The organism is Inquilinus limosus (assembly GCF_051487185.1).
Lineage (GTDB): Bacteria > Pseudomonadota > Alphaproteobacteria > DSM-16000 > Inquilinaceae > Inquilinus > Inquilinus limosus_F.
This window is the reverse complement of sequence record NZ_JAHVDK010000006.1, coordinates 67,208-83,624: the sequence shown is the minus strand read 5'-3', so window position 1 is coordinate 83,624 and position 16,417 is coordinate 67,208. Positions and strand designations below refer to the sequence as shown.

The 16,417-nt window shown below is 70.3% G+C and carries 16 protein-coding genes; 14 read left to right on the top strand and 2 right to left on the bottom strand.

Annotation, left to right across the window (positions count from 1 at the left end; translation table 11 throughout):
* Positions 1-81 precede the first annotated feature (81 nt).
* From paaZ to pqqE, 7 genes are all read left to right on the top strand, one after another.
* Positions 82-2,106 carry a phenylacetic acid degradation bifunctional protein PaaZ gene (gene paaZ / locus KXR53_RS08580; protein ID WP_437374695.1) on the top strand — a complete coding sequence of 675 codons (2,025 nt, stop codon included), beginning with the start codon at positions 82-84 and terminating at the stop codon, positions 2,104-2,106.
* A 71-nt stretch (positions 2,107-2,177) separates the two neighbouring features.
* Entirely contained in the window at positions 2,178-2,615 is a 438-nt protein-coding gene (locus tag KXR53_RS08575) for a YidH family protein (protein WP_437374694.1), read from the top strand.
* A gap of 10 nt (positions 2,616-2,625) precedes the next feature.
* Positions 2,626-2,862, top strand: a complete 237-nt coding sequence (pqqA, locus tag KXR53_RS08570) for a pyrroloquinoline quinone precursor peptide PqqA (RefSeq protein ID WP_437374693.1) — start codon at positions 2,626-2,628, stop codon at positions 2,860-2,862.
* 57 nt (positions 2,863-2,919) lie between these two features.
* Entirely contained in the window at positions 2,920-3,837 is a 918-nt protein-coding gene (pqqB, locus tag KXR53_RS08565) for a pyrroloquinoline quinone biosynthesis protein PqqB (RefSeq protein WP_437374692.1), read from the top strand.
* A complete protein-coding gene (gene pqqC, locus KXR53_RS08560) occupies positions 3,834-4,571 on the top strand; it encodes a pyrroloquinoline-quinone synthase PqqC (RefSeq protein WP_437374691.1) in 738 nt (245 codons plus the stop codon). Before pqqB ends, pqqC begins: the two co-directional genes overlap by 4 nt.
* Complete coding sequence (gene pqqD / locus KXR53_RS08555; protein WP_437374690.1) at positions 4,568-4,852, top strand: pyrroloquinoline quinone biosynthesis peptide chaperone PqqD; 285 nt, start codon at positions 4,568-4,570, stop codon at positions 4,850-4,852. The genes pqqC and pqqD overlap by 4 nt, the downstream gene beginning before the upstream one ends.
* Positions 4,849-5,976, top strand: coding sequence for a pyrroloquinoline quinone biosynthesis protein PqqE (pqqE, locus tag KXR53_RS08550; protein WP_437374689.1), 1,128 nt, complete (start codon positions 4,849-4,851; stop codon positions 5,974-5,976). The genes pqqD and pqqE overlap by 4 nt, the downstream gene beginning before the upstream one ends.
* 87 nt (positions 5,977-6,063) lie before the next feature.
* Here the strand turns inward: pqqE and KXR53_RS08545 are convergent, their stop codons facing one another.
* Entirely contained in the window at positions 6,064-7,101 is a 1,038-nt protein-coding gene (locus KXR53_RS08545; RefSeq protein WP_437374688.1) for a WD40 repeat domain-containing protein, read from the bottom strand.
* A 2-nt stretch (positions 7,102-7,103) separates the two neighbouring features.
* On the bottom strand, positions 7,104-8,048 hold the full coding sequence (locus KXR53_RS08540) for a CobW family GTP-binding protein (RefSeq protein WP_437374687.1): 945 nt from the start codon (positions 8,046-8,048) through the stop codon (positions 7,104-7,106).
* A 253-nt stretch (positions 8,049-8,301) separates the two neighbouring features.
* Between KXR53_RS08540 and KXR53_RS08535 the strand changes: the two genes are divergently transcribed.
* The 7 genes from KXR53_RS08535 to KXR53_RS08505 all read left to right on the top strand — a co-directional run bounded on the left by KXR53_RS08535 (position 8,302) and on the right by KXR53_RS08505 (position 16,273).
* A complete protein-coding gene (locus tag KXR53_RS08535; RefSeq protein WP_437374686.1) occupies positions 8,302-8,919 on the top strand; it encodes a glutathione S-transferase family protein in 618 nt (205 codons plus the stop codon).
* A 103-nt stretch (positions 8,920-9,022) separates the two neighbouring features.
* Complete coding sequence (locus KXR53_RS08530) at positions 9,023-9,646, top strand: (2Fe-2S)-binding protein (RefSeq protein ID WP_437374685.1); 624 nt, start codon at positions 9,023-9,025, stop codon at positions 9,644-9,646.
* A gap of 1 nt (position 9,647) precedes the next feature.
* Positions 9,648-10,637: an FAD binding domain-containing protein gene (locus KXR53_RS08525; protein ID WP_437374684.1), complete on the top strand. Its 990-nt coding sequence runs from the start codon at positions 9,648-9,650 to the stop codon at positions 10,635-10,637.
* Between the two features lies 1 nt (position 10,638).
* Positions 10,639-12,918 (top strand): xanthine dehydrogenase family protein molybdopterin-binding subunit, encoded by a 2,280-nt coding sequence (locus KXR53_RS08520; RefSeq protein ID WP_437374683.1) that lies wholly within the window; start codon positions 10,639-10,641, stop codon positions 12,916-12,918.
* Between the two features lie 105 nt (positions 12,919-13,023).
* Complete coding sequence (locus KXR53_RS08515; RefSeq protein WP_437374682.1) at positions 13,024-13,620, top strand: Dps family protein; 597 nt, start codon at positions 13,024-13,026, stop codon at positions 13,618-13,620.
* Between the two features lie 261 nt (positions 13,621-13,881).
* Complete coding sequence (locus tag KXR53_RS08510; RefSeq protein ID WP_437374681.1) at positions 13,882-14,952, top strand: LacI family DNA-binding transcriptional regulator; 1,071 nt, start codon at positions 13,882-13,884, stop codon at positions 14,950-14,952.
* 49 nt (positions 14,953-15,001) lie between these two features.
* Complete coding sequence (locus tag KXR53_RS08505) at positions 15,002-16,273, top strand: ABC transporter substrate-binding protein (RefSeq protein ID WP_437374680.1); 1,272 nt, start codon at positions 15,002-15,004, stop codon at positions 16,271-16,273.
* Positions 16,274-16,417 lie beyond the last annotated feature (144 nt).

Genomic DNA, 16,417 nt, shown 5'->3' with positions numbered 1-16,417 from the left:
TCGGTCGGTTAATTCTTAGACCCGAACCCCGGCCTGTCAATCGCCAACCGACGTTGCGGACCGGGTGATCGGGAGGACGCCATGACCCCCATCCTGCAGAACTACGCCGAAAACCGCTGGATCGCCCCGACAGAGGGGCTGGCCGACATCGCCAGCGCCATCGACGGCCGGGTGGTGGCCCGGCTGTCGAGCCGCGGCCTGGACTTCGCGGCGATGGTCGGCCACGCCCGCGAGGTCGGCGGCCCAGCGCTGCGCCGGCTGACCTTCCACCAGCGCGCCGACATGCTGAAGGCGCTGGCGCTGTACCTGTCGGAGCGCAAGGAGCCGCTCTACGCCCTCGCCGCCGACACCGGGGCGACGAAGCGGGACAACCTGATCGACATCGATGGCGGCATCGGCACGCTGTTCGCCTATGCCTCGCGCGGGCGGCGGGAGCTGCCGAGCGAGCGCTTCCTGCTGGAGGACGGGGTCGAGAAGCTGTCCAAGGGCGGCAGCTTCGTCGGCGTGCATGTGCTGACGCCGCTGACCGGCGTGGCCGTGCACATCAACGCCTTCAACTTCCCGTGCTGGGGCCTGCTGGAGAAGCTGTCGCCGGCGATCCTGGGCGGGGTGCCGGTGATCACCAAGCCGGCCTCCGCCACCGCCTATGTCGCCGAGGCGCTGGTGAAGCTGATCGTCGAGTCCGGGATCCTGCCCGAAGGCAGCCTGCAATTCGTGGCCGGCAGCGCCGGCGACCTTCTGGATCACCTGACCGGGCAGGACGTGGTGGTCTTCACCGGCTCGATCGGGACCTCGGAGAAGCTGCGCAATCACCCGACGATTCTGCGCAACGCCGTGCGCTTCGTCGCCGAGCGGGATTCGCTGAACGCCGCGGTGCTGGGACCCGACGCGACGCCTGAGACGCCGGAATTCGACCTGTTCGTCAAGGAAGTGGTGCGCGAGATGACCGCGAAGGCCGGGCAGAAATGCACCGCCATCCGCCGCATCCTGGTGCCGCGAGCGCTGGAGCGGGAGGTCGTCGCCGCCCTGTCGCAGAAGCTGTCCGGCATCGCGGTCGGCGACCCGCGGCGGGAGGAGGTGCGGATGGGCCCCCTGGTCAGCACCGCCCAGCGCGACGACGTCCGCGCCCGCATCGCCGAGCTGGCGGAGGAGGCGGAGATCGTGGCCGGCGACCCGAAGGCCGACGGCATGGATGGCGCCTTCATGACCCCGGTGCTGCTGCGCTGCACCGACCCGGCGCGGGCGCGCAAGGTACACACGGTCGAGGCCTTCGGGCCGGTGGCGACCGTGATCGCCTATGACGACCTGGACCAGGCGGTGGAGCTGGTGCGCCGCGGCGAGGGCAGCCTGGTGGCCTCGGTCTTCACCCATGACGACGCGGTCGCCGACACGCTGGTCTTCGGCCTGGCGCCGTTCCACGGCCGCATCCTGATCGTCGACCGCGACTGCGCCGGCGAGTCGACCGGCCACGGCTCGCCCCTGCCCGGGCTGGTGCATGGCGGCCCCGGCCGCGCCGGCGGCGGCGAGGAGCTGGGCGGCATCCGCGGCGTCCATCACTACCTGCAGCGCACCGCCCTGCAGGGCTCGCCCGGCCGCCTGGCCGCCCTGACCCGCAACTGGATCAAGGGCGCCCCCGCGCCGGTGTCGGCCACCCACCCGTTCCGCCGTAACTACGAAGAGCTGGCGGTCGGCGAGACGGTGGAGACCGCTGCGCGCACCATCACGCTGGAGGATATCGAGCATTTCGCCGATTTCACCGGCGACGCCTTCTACGCCCATATGGACGAGGAGGCGGCGAAGGCCAACCCGTTCTTCCCCGGCCGGGTGGCGCATGGCTACCTGATCCTGTCCTTCGCCGCAGGCCTGTTCGTCGACCCGGCGCCCGGGCCGCTGCTGGCCAATTACGGCCTCGACAACCTGCGCTTCCTGAAGCCGGTGTCGCCCGGGGACTCGATCCGGGTGCGGCTGACGGTCAAGCGCAGGACCGCCGCCCGCATGCCGGAATACGGCGAGGTGCGCTGGGACGTCGAGGTGTTCAACCAGAACGACGAGACCGTCGCCCGCTACGACCTGCTGACCATGAGCGCCCGGCCGGTCGCGGCCTGAGCATCTGCCGTCGCGGGATTTCCCTCCTCGCCGCGGTGTTGTCATGACGAAGGCCCTGGCGGGAGATCCCGATGGTGGACAGCAGCCGAGAGGAGGTGCGCCGGACGCGCTTGGCCGCCGACCGCACCGTGATGACGGCGGAGATGACGGATTCCGCGGATCGCCGGACCGAGCTGGCGGCGAGCCGGACGGTGCTGGCGGCGGAACGGACCTACGCCTCCTGGACCCAGCTCGGCCTCGGCGCCCTGGCCGCGGGCATCGGCGCCAAGAAGCTCCTGGAGGGCCTGGTGGCGGAGTGGATGATCTTCGGCACCGGCATGCTTCTGGTGCTGTTCAGCGCCTTCTGCTTCGCTGCCGCCGTCTGGCGCAACCTGACGCCCGGGGTGCCGCCGCCGCGGCCGGACGTCCACCGCCTGCCCGCGGCCCTGCTGATCGTGGTCAACGGTTTCCTGGCTTTGGTGAGCGTTGCCGCCATGATCGGCGTCTGGCTCGCCCCTGCGGCCGGCTGAGCGGGACAGCATGCACCGATGCGACAAGAAACACCCGGCCTCGCTCCAAAGTCCTATTCCCCTGTCGCGCGGAAGGCGCATCATGATCCCGATGCGTTCGGCTCGGAACCACGCTCCGGGTCGCGGCGTCATCCGAGGAGAGCTTGCCCCTAACTGGAGGAGCCTCATGAAGCGCTGGAAGACACCGAAGATCCGCGAGATTGCCGTAGGCTGCGAGATCAACGCCTACGCCTGCGCGACCGTGTAACCCAACCCTCCGCCGTGCGGCGGATCCGGCGAGGCTGCCGAAAGCGGGGCTGAGACCATGCGCATCGTCGTCCTCGGTTCCGCCGCCGGCGGAGGTTTTCCCCAATGGAACTGCAACGCGCCCACCAGCCGGGGGGTGCGGACCGGAGTTCTACGCGCCAAGCCGCGCACCCAGGCCTCCCTCGCCGTCAGCGCCGACGGCGAACGCTGGCTGCTGCTGAACGCATCGCCGGATTTCCGGCAGCAGGTGCAGGCCACCCCGGCGCTGTGGCCGCAGGTCGGCCTCCGCCATTCGCCGATCGCCGCGGTGATCCTGACCAGCGGCGAGATCGACCATGTCGCCGGCCTGCTGTCGATGCGCGAATCGCAGCCCTTCGCCCTGTGGGCGGCGCCGCCGGTGCTGGCCGCCCTGGCCGCCAACCCGATCTTCGATGCCCTCAGCGCCCGCTGCGTCGAGCGCCACGCGGTGGCACCGAACGGGCCGTTCCCGGTCACCGGCCCCGGCGGAGGCTTGGGCCTGACCGTCACCGCCTTCCCCGTGCCCGGCAAGGTGCCGCTGTATCTGGAAGGCCAGGCCGGCGACGACCTGTCCGGGGCGCCGGACGAGACGATGGGTCTCGAGATCACCTGCAACTCCGTGCGGTTCCATTACATCCCCGGCTGCGCCGCGATGACGCCGGCGCTGCGGGCGCGGCTGCAGGGATCGCCCCTGGTGTTCTTCGACGGCACGCTGTGGCGCGACGACGAGCTGATCGCGACCGGGGTCGGCAGCAAGACCGGGCAGCGCATGGGCCATATGAGCATCGACGGGCCGGACGGCACCATTGCCGCCTTCGCCGATCTCGACGTCCGGCGCAGGATTCTGATCCATGTGAACACGACCAACCCGGTCCTCGACGAGGACTCGCCCGAACGGGCCACCCTGGCCGAGGCCGGCTGGGAAGTGGCGGAAGACGGCATGGAGATCGCCCTATGACCGAAGCGATGACCCCGGACCAGCTGGAGGCGGCGTTGCGCGCGATCGGACGGGAGCGGTACCACGACCGCCATCCCTTCCACGCCCTGCTGCACGGCGGCAAGCTGAACCGGGGCCAGGTGCAGGCCTGGGCGCTGAACCGCTACTATTACCAGAGCCGGATCCCGCTGAAGGATTCGGCGCTGATGTCCCGCGCCGAGGACCCGGCGCTGCGCCGCGCCTGGCGGCAGCGGATCGTCGACCATGACGGCGAGCAGGAGGGCGAAGGCGGCATCGCCCGCTGGCTGCGCCTGACCGACGCGCTGGGCCTGGACCGCGCCGCGGTCATCGACGGCCGCGGCATCCTGCCGGCCACCCGCTTCGCGGTCGACGCCTATGTCCGTTTCGTGCGCGACCGGACGCTGCTCGAAGCCGTCGCCTCGTCCCTGACCGAGCTGTTCGCGCCGACCATCATCGGCAATCGCGTCGCGGGCATGCTGGCCAATTACGACTTCGTGTCGCGCGAGGCCCTGGCCTATTTCGACAAGCGCCTGACCCAGGCGCCGCGCGACGCCGATTTCGCCCTGGATTATGTCAAGCGCGAGGCGCGGCGGCCGGACCAGCAGCAGGATGTGATGAACGCCCTGGTCTTCAAATGCGACGTGCTGTGGGCCCAGCTGGACGCCCTGCACCACGCCTATATCGAGCCCGGCCACATCCCACCCGGCGCGTTCGTGCCGGAGGACCGGCGGTGAGCGCGGTGGCCGAGCCCGCCGCCCCCCGCCCGCGGCTGGCGCCCGGGTCGCGGCTGCGCTGGGACGAGGCGCGGCAGAGCTGGGTGGTGCTGGCGCCGGAGCGGGTGATCCTGCTGGACGAGACGGCCTATGAGATCGTCCGGCGCTGCGACGGCACCGCCACCATCGCCGAGATCGCCGCCGACCTGGCCCGCAGCTTCGAGGCCGAGCCCGGCGAGGTCGAGGCCGATGTGGTACAGCTGGTCGACGACCTGATGGCCAAACGGGTCCTGGCGACATGAACCAGATCGCGCCCCGCCTAGAACCACCGCTCGCCGCGCTGCTGGAGCTGACCCATCGCTGCCCGCTGCAGTGCCCCTACTGCTCCAACCCCCTGGAGATGGAGCGCGCGCGGGACGAGCTGGCGACCGCGGACTGGCTGCGCGTGATCCGCGAGGCGGCGGATCTCGGCATCCTGCAGATCCATTTCTCTGGCGGCGAGCCGACGGTCCGCCGCGACCTGCCGGAGCTGATCCGCGGCGCCCATGAGGCCGGGCTCTATACCAACCTGATCACCTCCGGCGTCGCGATCGACCGCGACCGCTTCCTCGGCCTGGTCGAGGCCGGGCTGGACCACGCCCAGCTGAGCATCCAGGACACCGACCCGGCATCGGCCGAGCGCATCGGCCACTATCCCGGGGCACAGGCGAAGAAGCTGGCCTTCGCCGGCTGGGTGACGGAGGCCGGGCTGCCGCTGACCCTGAACGCCGTCGTCCACCGGCAGAATCTCGACCGGCTGGCGGAGATGATCGACCTGGCGGTCGAGCTTGGCGCCGGGCGGCTGGAGGTGGCCCATGTCCAGTATTACGGATGGGCCCTGCACAATCGCGACGCGCTGATGCCGAGCCGCGAGCAGCTCGACGCCGCCAGCGCCGTGGTCGAGGCGGCGCGGGAGCGGCTGCACGGGCGGCTGGTGATCGACTATGTCGTGCCGGACTACTACGCGCGCCGGCCCAAGGCCTGCATGGGCGGCTGGGGCCGACGGTTCCTGAACATCACCCCGTCCGGCAAGGTCCTGCCCTGCCACGCCGCCGAGACCATCCCCGGCCTCGGCTTCGAGTCGGTGCGCGACAAGCCGCTGGCCGAGATCTGGGCGGCATCGGATGCCTTCCAGCGCTTCCGCGGCACTGCCTGGATGCCGGAGCCGTGCCGCAGCTGCCCGCAGCGCGAGATCGACTGGGGCGGCTGCCGCTGCCAGGCGCTGGCCCTGACCGGCCGGGCGGACGCCACCGACCCGGCCTGCGCCCTGTCGCCCTTCCACGGCGCCATGTTGGACCTGGCCGAGACCGCCGCGCACAGCACGGCGCCACCCGACTTCGTCTACCGCCGCATGCGCGGTCCCGTGGAGCCGGCGGCGCAGGGGTGACGGGCGCCTCCCCCGGCATGACCTCTGCTCCCCCGGCCTTCGTTCAGGCGAAGCGCATCGAACTGGGCATTCCCTTCGTGGCCAGCGTCAGCCTGCTCCCTTCGTGAGATCGAACACCGAGACCGCGCCGGCATCCGTGCCGGCCGCGAGCCGCACGCCGTCCCGTGACCAAGCCAGAGCGGATATGCGGCCGCCATCGCCGGGCCGGAGCCGGACGATGCGGTCACCGTGAAGCTCGCACAGCGCGACCCTTCCATCGTCGAAACCGGCGGCGACCAGCGGACGGCCGGGGTGTATGGCGACCGAGGTGACGAGCCGGCCGATGCCGCGGCCAATCTCGATCGGTGGCTTGCCCATCGGCCCGCCGCCGGCGAAGCTCCACGCCACCACGCAGTCGGCCCCGGCGGTGGCGAGCGCCATGGGCTTGGCCAACCAGTCCATGGACCGCACTTTGGCGGCATAGCCGGTCATCTGCATGTCCTTGCCGTCGGCGACCTGCCAGCCATGGAGCGCCGCCTCCTGCATCGCGGTCATGACAGTCGAGCCATCCGGGCTCCAGCTCACTCCGATATGCGATCCCCGCCAGTTGAACCGCTTTGGACTCTGTCCGAACGTACCGGTCCACCAAAGGGTCACGCCGCCGTAATGCGATGCGGCCAGCCGCTTGCCTTTGGGGTTGAACGCGAGGCCCGTCACGGTGCTTGGATGGCCGGAGGCGCTGACAGTCGCCGCGCCGGCGCGGTCGATCAGCCGGACCTCCCGGCCGAGAGCAACGGCGCGCAGCCCGCCGACGCCGGTTGCGGCGACGACATCGATCTGCAGGCCCGAGGCCTCGAGGAGCGGCACGGGCCGACCACCGGCGCTCGTTCGCATCAGCCGGCCGTCGTCACCGCCGGTCAGAACGGCCGCGCCGTCGATGTCGGGCACGAGGGCCAGGACCGCAGACCCGTCCCTGTGCGTCTGAACCGGGACTGATTCGCCCTCGGGCGGAACGAGCCGGACAGTGCCGTCCCCGCAGCCGAGCGCGAGGACGCCGCTGTCCAGGAAGGCCATGCCCGTCACGGCCGCGTCGAAGGTCAGGTCCAGGCTCTCGGGCGCCAGCACCCGATGCCGCTCGGCCAGCATACTCATCCGGCGACGCAGGCCCCAAAGCCGGCGCGCAGCTCCGCCTCGTCCAGACCGCGGCCGATGAAAACCAGCTTGGAGCCGCGGTCTTCCCCCGGGCCCCATGGCTTGCCGTCGTCGCCTTCGATCAGCATGTGCACGCCCTGGAAGATGAAGCGGTTCAGACTGCCCTTGATGTTGAGGATGCCCTTCGAGCGCAGGATGTCCTGCCCGCGGGTGCGCAGGAGGCCGCTGATCCAGGCGTTGAACCGGTTGAGATCGATCGGCCGCGCCTCCTTGAGCGCGACGCTGGTGATCGCATCGTCGTGCTCATGGTCATCTTCCTTCAGGAAATCCGGTTCGATCTCCAGGATGCGGTCGAGATCGAAGGCACGGCGGCCGAGCACAGTATCGACCGGTAGGGCGCACCGTTCCGTTCGATGGAGCACGGCCGTGGGATTGATCGCACGGATCCGCGCCTCGATCCGCGAAAGCTCGTCGCCGGGCACGAGGTCGGTCTTATTGAGGAGGATGATGTCGGCAAACGCGACCTGCTCGGCGGCTTCATGGCTGTCATCGAGGCGCGCCATCAGGTTCTTCGCGTCCACGACCGTGACGATGCTGTCGAGCTTGGCGCGATCGCGAACGTCATCATCCACGAAAAAGGTCTGCGCCACTGGCGCCGGGTCGGCCAGGCCGGTGGTCTCGATCAGGATTCCGTCGAAACCACCCTTGCGCTTGAGCAGGTTGCCGATGATGCGGATGAGGTCGCCGCGCACGGTGCAGCAGATGCACCCGTTGTTCATCTCGAACACCTCTTCATCGGCGTTCACGACGAGCTCGTTGTCGATGCCGACCTCGCCGAACTCGTTGACGATCACGGCATAGCGCCTGCCGTGCGTCTCGGTGAGAACCCGGTTGAGAAGCGTGGTCTTGCCGGCGCCGAGATAGCCGGTCAGCACGGTCACGGGGATCTGGGACGTTGCGGGCATGGCGGATCTCTGATGAAGGGGGGCGATCAGGAGGCGCGCGGCACCCCGCCCTCCACTCGTTTGGGGCGAAGCTCAATGCCATCGACGTTAGCCAGGATGATATAACATATCAATCCATAACCCTGGAATGCGCACCCCGATCCTCCGAAGGTGTCGATTCCACCACCCCCGGCGCGACAATGGCTGCGGGTGATCGTCCCGCGACCCGTCCCGATCAGGAGGCAGTACCGTGAAGCTCTACTACTCGCCCAACCTCAACCCGCGCGTCGCCGTGGCGGTGGCCAAGTATCTCGGCTCGCCGGTCGAATTCGTCCGCGCCAGCCCGATGGACCCGCGTTATCGCGAGCAGTTCCGGCCGATCAACCCGAACACCCGCGTCCCCATCCTGGTCGAGGAGGGGCGTGCCCCGCTGTGGGAGACCGACGCGATCGCCTTCCGCCTTTCGGCCCTGGCCGGTGGCGACTTCTGGCCGACCGACGAGCGTATGGTCGAGATCCTGCGCTGGGTGAGCTGGAGCACCCATCACTTCACCCGGGCGGCCGACGTCTTCTATTTCCTGAACCTGATCCGCCCGCAGTTCCTGTCGCGGCCGGAGAACCAGAAGGCGCTGGAGGAGGCGGCCGACGACCTTCGCGTCTTCGGCCCGGTGCTGGACGAGGTCCTGGCCGGCCGCACCTGGCTGGTCGGCGACCATCCGACCTACGCCGATTTCCGGGTGGCGACCGCCCTGCCCTTCGCCGAGCGCGCCGGCATCCCGGTGACGCACCATGCCAACATCATGCGCTGGCACGACCGGCTGAACCGGATCGACGCCTGGCGCGACCCCTTCGCCGGGCTGGAGGCCTGATCCCGCCGGGTCAGGAACCGGCATCGCCGCGCCCGCATTGTCGTCGGTAAAGGCCGCACCGCCATGGCGGCAGCGGCCCCCCGACACAATCCGGAGACAGGCGATGCAAGCAGACCGCCAGCCCGTCAGCCTGCCCGACGTCAAGCGCCGCGCCTTCCTGGGCATGACAGCCACCGCCGCCGCCTTCCCCCTCGCCGGCCCTGGCCCGGCGCGGGCCGAGACCGCAGGGCGCCCGGCCGCGCGGGAGGCCGGCCGCCTCATACCGGTGACGCTCAGGATCAACGGCCAGGACCACAGCCTGGCCCTCGACGGCCGGACCACGCTGCTCGACGCGCTGCGCGAGCCTATCGGTCTGACCGGCACGAAGAAGGGCTGCGACCACGGGCAGTGCGGCGCCTGCACCGTGCTGCTGGACGGACGGCGCGTGCTGTCCTGCTTCGTCCTGGCGGTGATGGCCGAGGGCCACGAGGTCACCACCATCGAAGGCCTGGCGCAGCCGGACGGGACGCTGCATCCGATGCAGCAGGCCTTCATCGACCACGACGCCTTCCAATGCGGCTACTGTACGCCCGGGCAGATCATGTCGGCCGTCGCCTGCGTCGCGGAGGGCCATGCCGGCAGCGAGGCCGAGATCCGCGAATATATGAGCGGCAATCTGTGCCGCTGCGCCGCCTATCCGAACATCGTCGCCGCCATCCTCCAGGCCAAGCCGCAGATGGAGGGCTGAGATGCGCCCCTTCGCCTACGACCACCCCGGAACGCTGCAGGAGGCGGTCCGCGCCGCCGCGCAGGCCGAGGCTGCCCAGTTCATCGCCGGCGGCACCACGCTCCTGGACCTGATGAAGCTCGACGTGATGCGGCCGGAGCGGGTGATCGACATCACCGGCATCGGCGAGGACGCGATCGAGAGCACGGCGCAGGGCCTGCATGTGGGCGCCATGGCCCGGATGGCCGATGTCGCCGAGGACGAGGATGTCCGCCGGGACTATCCGGTGATCGCGCAGTCGCTGGACCTCGCCGCCAGCCAGCAGCTGCGCAACATGGCGACGCTCGGCGGCAACCTGCTGCAGCGCACCCGCTGCCCCTATTTCCGCGACACCGCCTGGGCCGAATGCAACAAGCGCGTCCCCGGATCCGGCTGCGCCGCGATCATGGGCGTCAACCGCCAGCATGCGGTGCTGGGCACCAGCGACGCCTGCATCGCCACTTATCCCGGCGACCTGGCGCAGGCACTGATCGCGCTCGACGCCACGCTCGACATCGTCGGGCCGGACGGCGCCCGCACCATGCAGGTGGCGGAGCTGCACCGCCTGCCGGACGGGGAGCCGCATCGCGAGACCCGGCTGGCCGCCGGCGAGATCATCACTGCGATCGATGTGCCCGGCGGGCCTTGGACCCGGCGGTCGCTGTACCTGAAGATCCGCGACCGCGAGTCCTTCGCCTTCGCCCTCGCTTCCGCCGCGGTCGCTCTCGACATCGCCGACGGGGCGGTGCGCGAAGCGCGCATCGCGCTCGGCGGGGTGGCGACGGTGCCGTGGCGGGCCCGCGCCGCCGAGGCCGCGTTGAAGGGCAAGCCGCTCGACGAGGATGCGGCCGAGGCGGCGGCGGAGGCGGCCTTCGCCTCGGCCCGGCCGCAGCGGGATAACGCGTTCAAGGTCGATCTCGGGCGCCGCACCCTGGTGCGCGCGCTGCTGCAGGCCGCAAGGATGGAGGCGTGACATGGTGAGAGCCGCCCCCGAGCCCGGCCCCAATATGGGCCGCCCCGAGCCGCGCATCGACGGGCGCCGCAAGGTGACCGGCGAGGCCCGCTACCCGTCCGATGCCCCGATCCAGAACCCGGCTTATGCCGTGCTGGTGACCAGCGCGGTGGCGAAGGGCGAGATCGCCGGCATCGAGCTGAAGGAGGCGAAGGCGGTGCCCGGCGTGCTCGACATCATGACCTATCGCGACGCCCACGACCAGGTCGCGCCGATGAAGCATTTCGCCACCGGCGGCTATGCCTCGACCACGATCCGGCCGCTCGACAGCGCCCGGATCTGGCATGACGGCCAGATCGTGGCCGTGGTCACCGCCGAGACCTTCGAGGCGGCGCAGGACGCCGCGCACCGGGTCAAGCTGCGCTACCGCGCCGATCCTGCGCCGAGCTGGGGCTTCGACGCGCCGGGCGTCGACACGGTCGATGCCGCCGCGGCCAGCCAGACCCATGAGGACCCGGCGATCGGCGACCCGGATGCCGCGGCCAAGAATGCCGCCGCGACGGTCGACGCCGAATACCGGACGCCGACCCAGCACCACAATCCGATCGAGCTGTTCACCACCACCTGCGTCTGGGACGGGGTGCGGCTGACCATCCACGAGCCGAGCCAGATCGTCTACGGGCTGAAGCACGGGGTGGCGCAGCAGCTGGGCCTCGACCCCGGGCATGTCCAGGTGGTCAGCCCCTTCGTCGGCGGCGCCTTCGGGTCGAAAGCCTCGGTGACGCCGCGCACTGCCCTGGCCGCGATCGCCGCCCGCCGCGTCGGCCGGCCGGTGAAGCTGGTGACCAGCCGGACCCAGGGCTTCACCACCACCACCTACCGGGCCGAGACCCGGCACCGGGTCAAGCTCGCGGCCGGCGAGGACGGCCGGCTGGTGGCGCTGAGCCACGAGGGCTGGGAGGTCACCTCCCGGCCGGATTCCTACATGGTCGCCGGCACCGACACGACGACCCGGATGTATGCCGCGCCGAACGTCGCCTCGAAGGTCCATCTCGTCCATGCCGACCGCAGCACGCCCGGCTTCATGCGGGCCCCGGCCGAGGTGCCCTACATGTTCGCGCTGGAGAGCGCGATGGACGAGCTGGCGGTGCAGCTGGGCATGGATCCGGTGGAGCTGCGGCGCGTCAATGACACGGTGGCCGAGCCGATCAGGAACGTGCCCTACAGCAGCCGGTCGCTGATGCCCTGCTACGACACCGCCGCCGCGGCTTTCGGCTGGGCCCGGCGCGACCCGCGGCCGGGGTCGATGCGCGACGGCGACTGGCTGCTCGGCTGGGGCTGCGCCACCGCCTGCTACCCCAGCATGATCGCCGCCGCCTCCACCCGGGTGCGGCTGCTCGGCGACGGCCGGGTCCAGGTGGCGACCGCGGCCCATGACCTCGGCACCGGCGCCTATACGGTCATCGGCCAGGCGGCGGCGGAGCGCCTGGGCCTGCCGCTCGACCGGGTCGAGGTGTCGCTGGGCGACACCTCGCTGCCGCCTGCCCCGGTCGCTGGTGGTTCGAACATGACCGCGAGCGTCTGCACGGCGGTGATCAAGGCCTGTGACGCGATCCGCAAGACCCTGTTCCGCGCCAAGGCGGGGCGGGACAACGACCTGTCCGGCTACGACCTGCGCGACGGCCGGCTGATCGGCCCGGACGGACAGGCCGAGGAGCTGCAGGCCGCGTTCGGGCGGACCGGCGCCGGGGCAATTGAGGAATACGCGGAGTCCGTGCCGCACGGCCTGCCGTCCGGCGCGATCGACAAGCTGTACCGCGGCGCGACGGCGCTGGCCGGCGGGCCGAGAGGCGAGGATTTCATCCGCTACGCCTTCGGGGCAGAGTTCGTCGAGGTGCGGATCCATGCCCGCACCCGCGAGATCCGAGTGCCGCGCATGGTCGGCGCCTTCGCCGCCGGGCGGATCATGAATCCGCGCACCGCGCGCAGCCAGCTGATGGGCGGGATGATCTGGGGCATCGGATCGGCTTTGCACGAGAAGACCGAGATCGACCAGCGCACCGCGCGCTACGTCAACACCGACATCGCCGAGTATCTGATCCCGGTGAACGCCGATATCGGCGAGGTCGAGGTGATCCTGGTGCCGGAGGAGGACAACAAGGTCAACCCGGCCGGGATCAAGGGGATCGGCGAGCTGGGCAATGTCGGCACCGCGGCCGCCATCGCCAACGCCGTCTACCACGCGACCGGGAAGCGGCTGAGGACGCTGCCGATCCGCATCGAGGACCTGCTCGAGGCCTAGGCGGCCCCGGAACCCGAGCTGCCGTCGCGCCGTATCCCTTGATGGGCGCCGACGGCATCGCGGGCCGCCGGGCCTCCTGGAACCGGCGAAACGGGAGAAGAGACGATGGCGAGAAGCGCACAGCGCGTCGCTGCCAATCACCGCCCGCGGACCAGCCAGCCCTGGCTGCACCAGCACGGCGGCGAGATCCAGGCGTTCGGCACGGTCCGGCAGCTGCCGCTCGGGCTATCGCAGGAGGCGCGCCTCTATTCCTGCCAGCGCCTCAACCAGCTGCTGGCGGATTCGCAGATCCTGCATGCCCTCTACAAGAAGCATCACTGGCTGATGCGCGGCGCGACCTTCTACCAGCTGCATCTCCTGCTCGACAAACATGCCGGGGAGCAGTTGGCCCTCATCGACCAGGTCGCGGAGCGGGTCCAGACCCTGGGCGGTATAGCCGTCGGCGACCCGCGGCACGTGGCGGAGATCACCCGCATCCCCCGCGCGCCCGATGGCTGCGAGGAGGTCCCGGCGATGCTGTCCCGCCTGCTCGAGGCGCATGAGCTGATCCTGATCGACGCGCATGACGCGGCCACCAGGACGGCCGAGATGGGCGACGACGGCACCAACGACCTCATCATCTCCGACCTGATCCGCACCGGGGAGCTGCAGGCCTGGTTCCTGGCCGAACATCTGGTCGACACCCCGCTGGTGCGCGGCTGACCGCCGGCCGGGGAAGCGTCCGCGGCGCACGCGGACGCGCGCAGGCCCCTCCACCCTCCGGCAGGGAGGGGAAGGCTGCGTCGGCATCGGCTCGTAGGTCGGGTTCGTGGCACGCGAACCCGCTTCCCAATCCGCACCCCTGACGCTTGACCTCGCCGCGATTCTGCCGCACACTTCCAAAACGTTTTGGGAGACGCGTCTAACGAAACCAAAACGTTTTGATCAAAAGACAGACAGGACAGGGAGGCCTGCGCTGTGGCGGTGACGCGGCAAATCCGGCTGAAGGAGCTGGCGTTGAAGCTCGGCCTGTCGCCGACCACCGTGTCGCGGGCGCTGGCCGGCTATTCCGACGTCAGTGCCGAGACCCGCCGCCGGGTCGAGGAGGCCGCCCGGACCCACGGCTATGTCGCCAGCCGCATCGGCCGGATGCTGGTCTCGGGCCGGACCAACTTCGTCGCCGTGCTGCTGCCGATCAGCGCCCCCAACTTCATGGACGATTTCCTGGGCCAGTTCCTGTCCGGCGTCGCCGACGGGCTGGCCCGGCGCGGCCGCGACCTGTTCCTGGCGGCGGTCCCGCGGGGCCAGGACGACATGGCCGTGCTGCGGCACGTGGTCGACGGCGGCCATATCGACGCCGTGGTCATCAACCGCGTCACCCGCGACGACCCGCGCGTGCGCTTCCTGATCGAGCGCCGCTTCCCCTTCGTCGCCCATGGCCGGCTGATCGATCCCCCATCCGCCTATCCCTGGTTCGACACCGACGGCGAGGCCGCCTTCGCCGGACTGGTCCACCGCCTGCATGCGCTCGGCCACCGGGAGTTCGCGCTGCTGGCGCCGAGCGAGCCCTACAGCTATGCCCATTTCCGGCGGCGCGGCTTCGAGAGCGCCTTGGCCGAACACGGCATCCGCCTGGCGCCCGACCGGCTGCCGGCGGTGCCGGTCGCCGACAAGGCCGCCGCCATCGCCGCGGCCCGGCGCCTGTTCACCCTGGACCCGGGGCCGACCGCGATCGTCGGCATGACCGACCGGCTGGCGCTGGCGGTGATGGAGGCGGCGCAGGAGGCGGGCTTGCGCATTCCCGAGGACCTGTCGGTCGTCGGCTTCGACGACGTGCCGATCGCGGCCTATGCTCGGCCGCCGCTGTCGACCTTCGACCAGGACATCGAGCGCAGCGCCGCGGTCATCGCCGACATGGTGGTGGACGCCATCGAGAACGGACCGGACGGCGTGGAGCCGCGCCTGGCCGAGGTGAAGTTCGTCGACCGGGCCAGCCACGGCCCGGCCCCGACCCTGCGGAAACGCGCCCGACCGACACGAACAGGGGCGGCGTAAACAGGCCGGCGCCGTGGGTGCCGGCCGCAGACAAGAGGGAGGACACGGGATGACCATCAGGACGACAGCCGCCGCGCTCGCGGCCGGGGTTCTCGCCGTCGGGCTGGCCGGCGCCGCCGGCGCCCAGGAGATCCTCTTCTGGTCGACCCAGGCGACGCCGGTCGAGGAATCGCAGGCGATGCGCGAGGCCGTGCTGGCCGGTTTTGGCAAGCCGGTGACCTATTCGGCGCAGGAGCCGGGGCCGTTCATGACCCGCATCCAGGCCGAGCTGAAGGCCGGCTCCGGCGCCATCACCGTGATCGGCGGGCTGCACGGCGAATTCGCCAACATCCCGGACGGCCTGGTCGACCTCTCCGGCATCGTGCCCGAAGGCGCGATCAATGCGCGCTATCTCGACCTCGGCAAGCTCGGCACCGGCGAGCAGAAATACCTGCCCTGGATGCAGGCGACCTATGTGATGGCCGCCAACAAGCAGGCGCTGCAGTACCTGCCGCAGGGCGCCGACATCAACGCCCTGACCTACGAACAGCTGGCCGCCTGGGGCAAGGCGATGGCCGAGGCCACCAGGTCGCCCAAGATCGGATTCCCGGCCGGGCCGAAGGGGCTGATGCACCGCTTCTTCCAGGGCTATCTGTACCCGTCCTACACCGGCTCCCCGGTCGTGAAGTTCAAATCGCCCGAGGCCGAGAAGATGTGGACGGCCTTCCGGGATCTCTGGAGTTACGTCACCCCGGCCTCCACCGGCTACGCCTTCATGCAGGAGCCGCTGCTGACCGGCGAGGTCTGGGTGGCCTGGGACCATGTCGCCCGGCTGAAGGACGCGCTGAACCAGAAGCCGGATGATTTCGTGGTCTTCCCGGTGCCCGCCGGCCCGGCCGGCCGCGCCCATATGCCAGTCCTGACCGGCATCGGCATCCCGAAGACGACCAATGCGCTGGAGGACGCCAAGGCCCTGGTTGCGTATATGGAGAAGCCGGAGAGCCAGATCGCGATGATGAAGGCGACCGGCTTCTTCCCCGTCGTCGAGGTCCAGTTGCCGGCCGACGTGCCGAACAGCATCAAGATGCTGCAGCCGGTGGTCGCAGCGCAGAGCGCGGCGAAGGATTCCCTGCCGGTGCTGCTGCCGATGGGCCTGGGCGATGCGGGCGGGCGCTACAACAAGGCGTTCAGCGACACCTTCCAGCGCATCGTCCTGTCCGGCCAGGATATCCGAGAGGTGCTGGACCAGCAGGCGCAGGCGCTGCAGGCGATCTTCGACGACAAGGGCGCACCCTGCTGGGCCCCGGATCCGGTGAGCGACGGGCCGTGCAAGGTGCAATGATGCTGTCCTCTCACCGTCATTGCGAGGAGGCGAAGCCGACGAAGCAATCCATCGTCCCGCACGAGCTGCTGCATGGATTGCTTCGCTACGCTCGCAATGACGGTTTGGGATTCCGAAAAGCCGCTGCCGCGCCTGACCGACGGA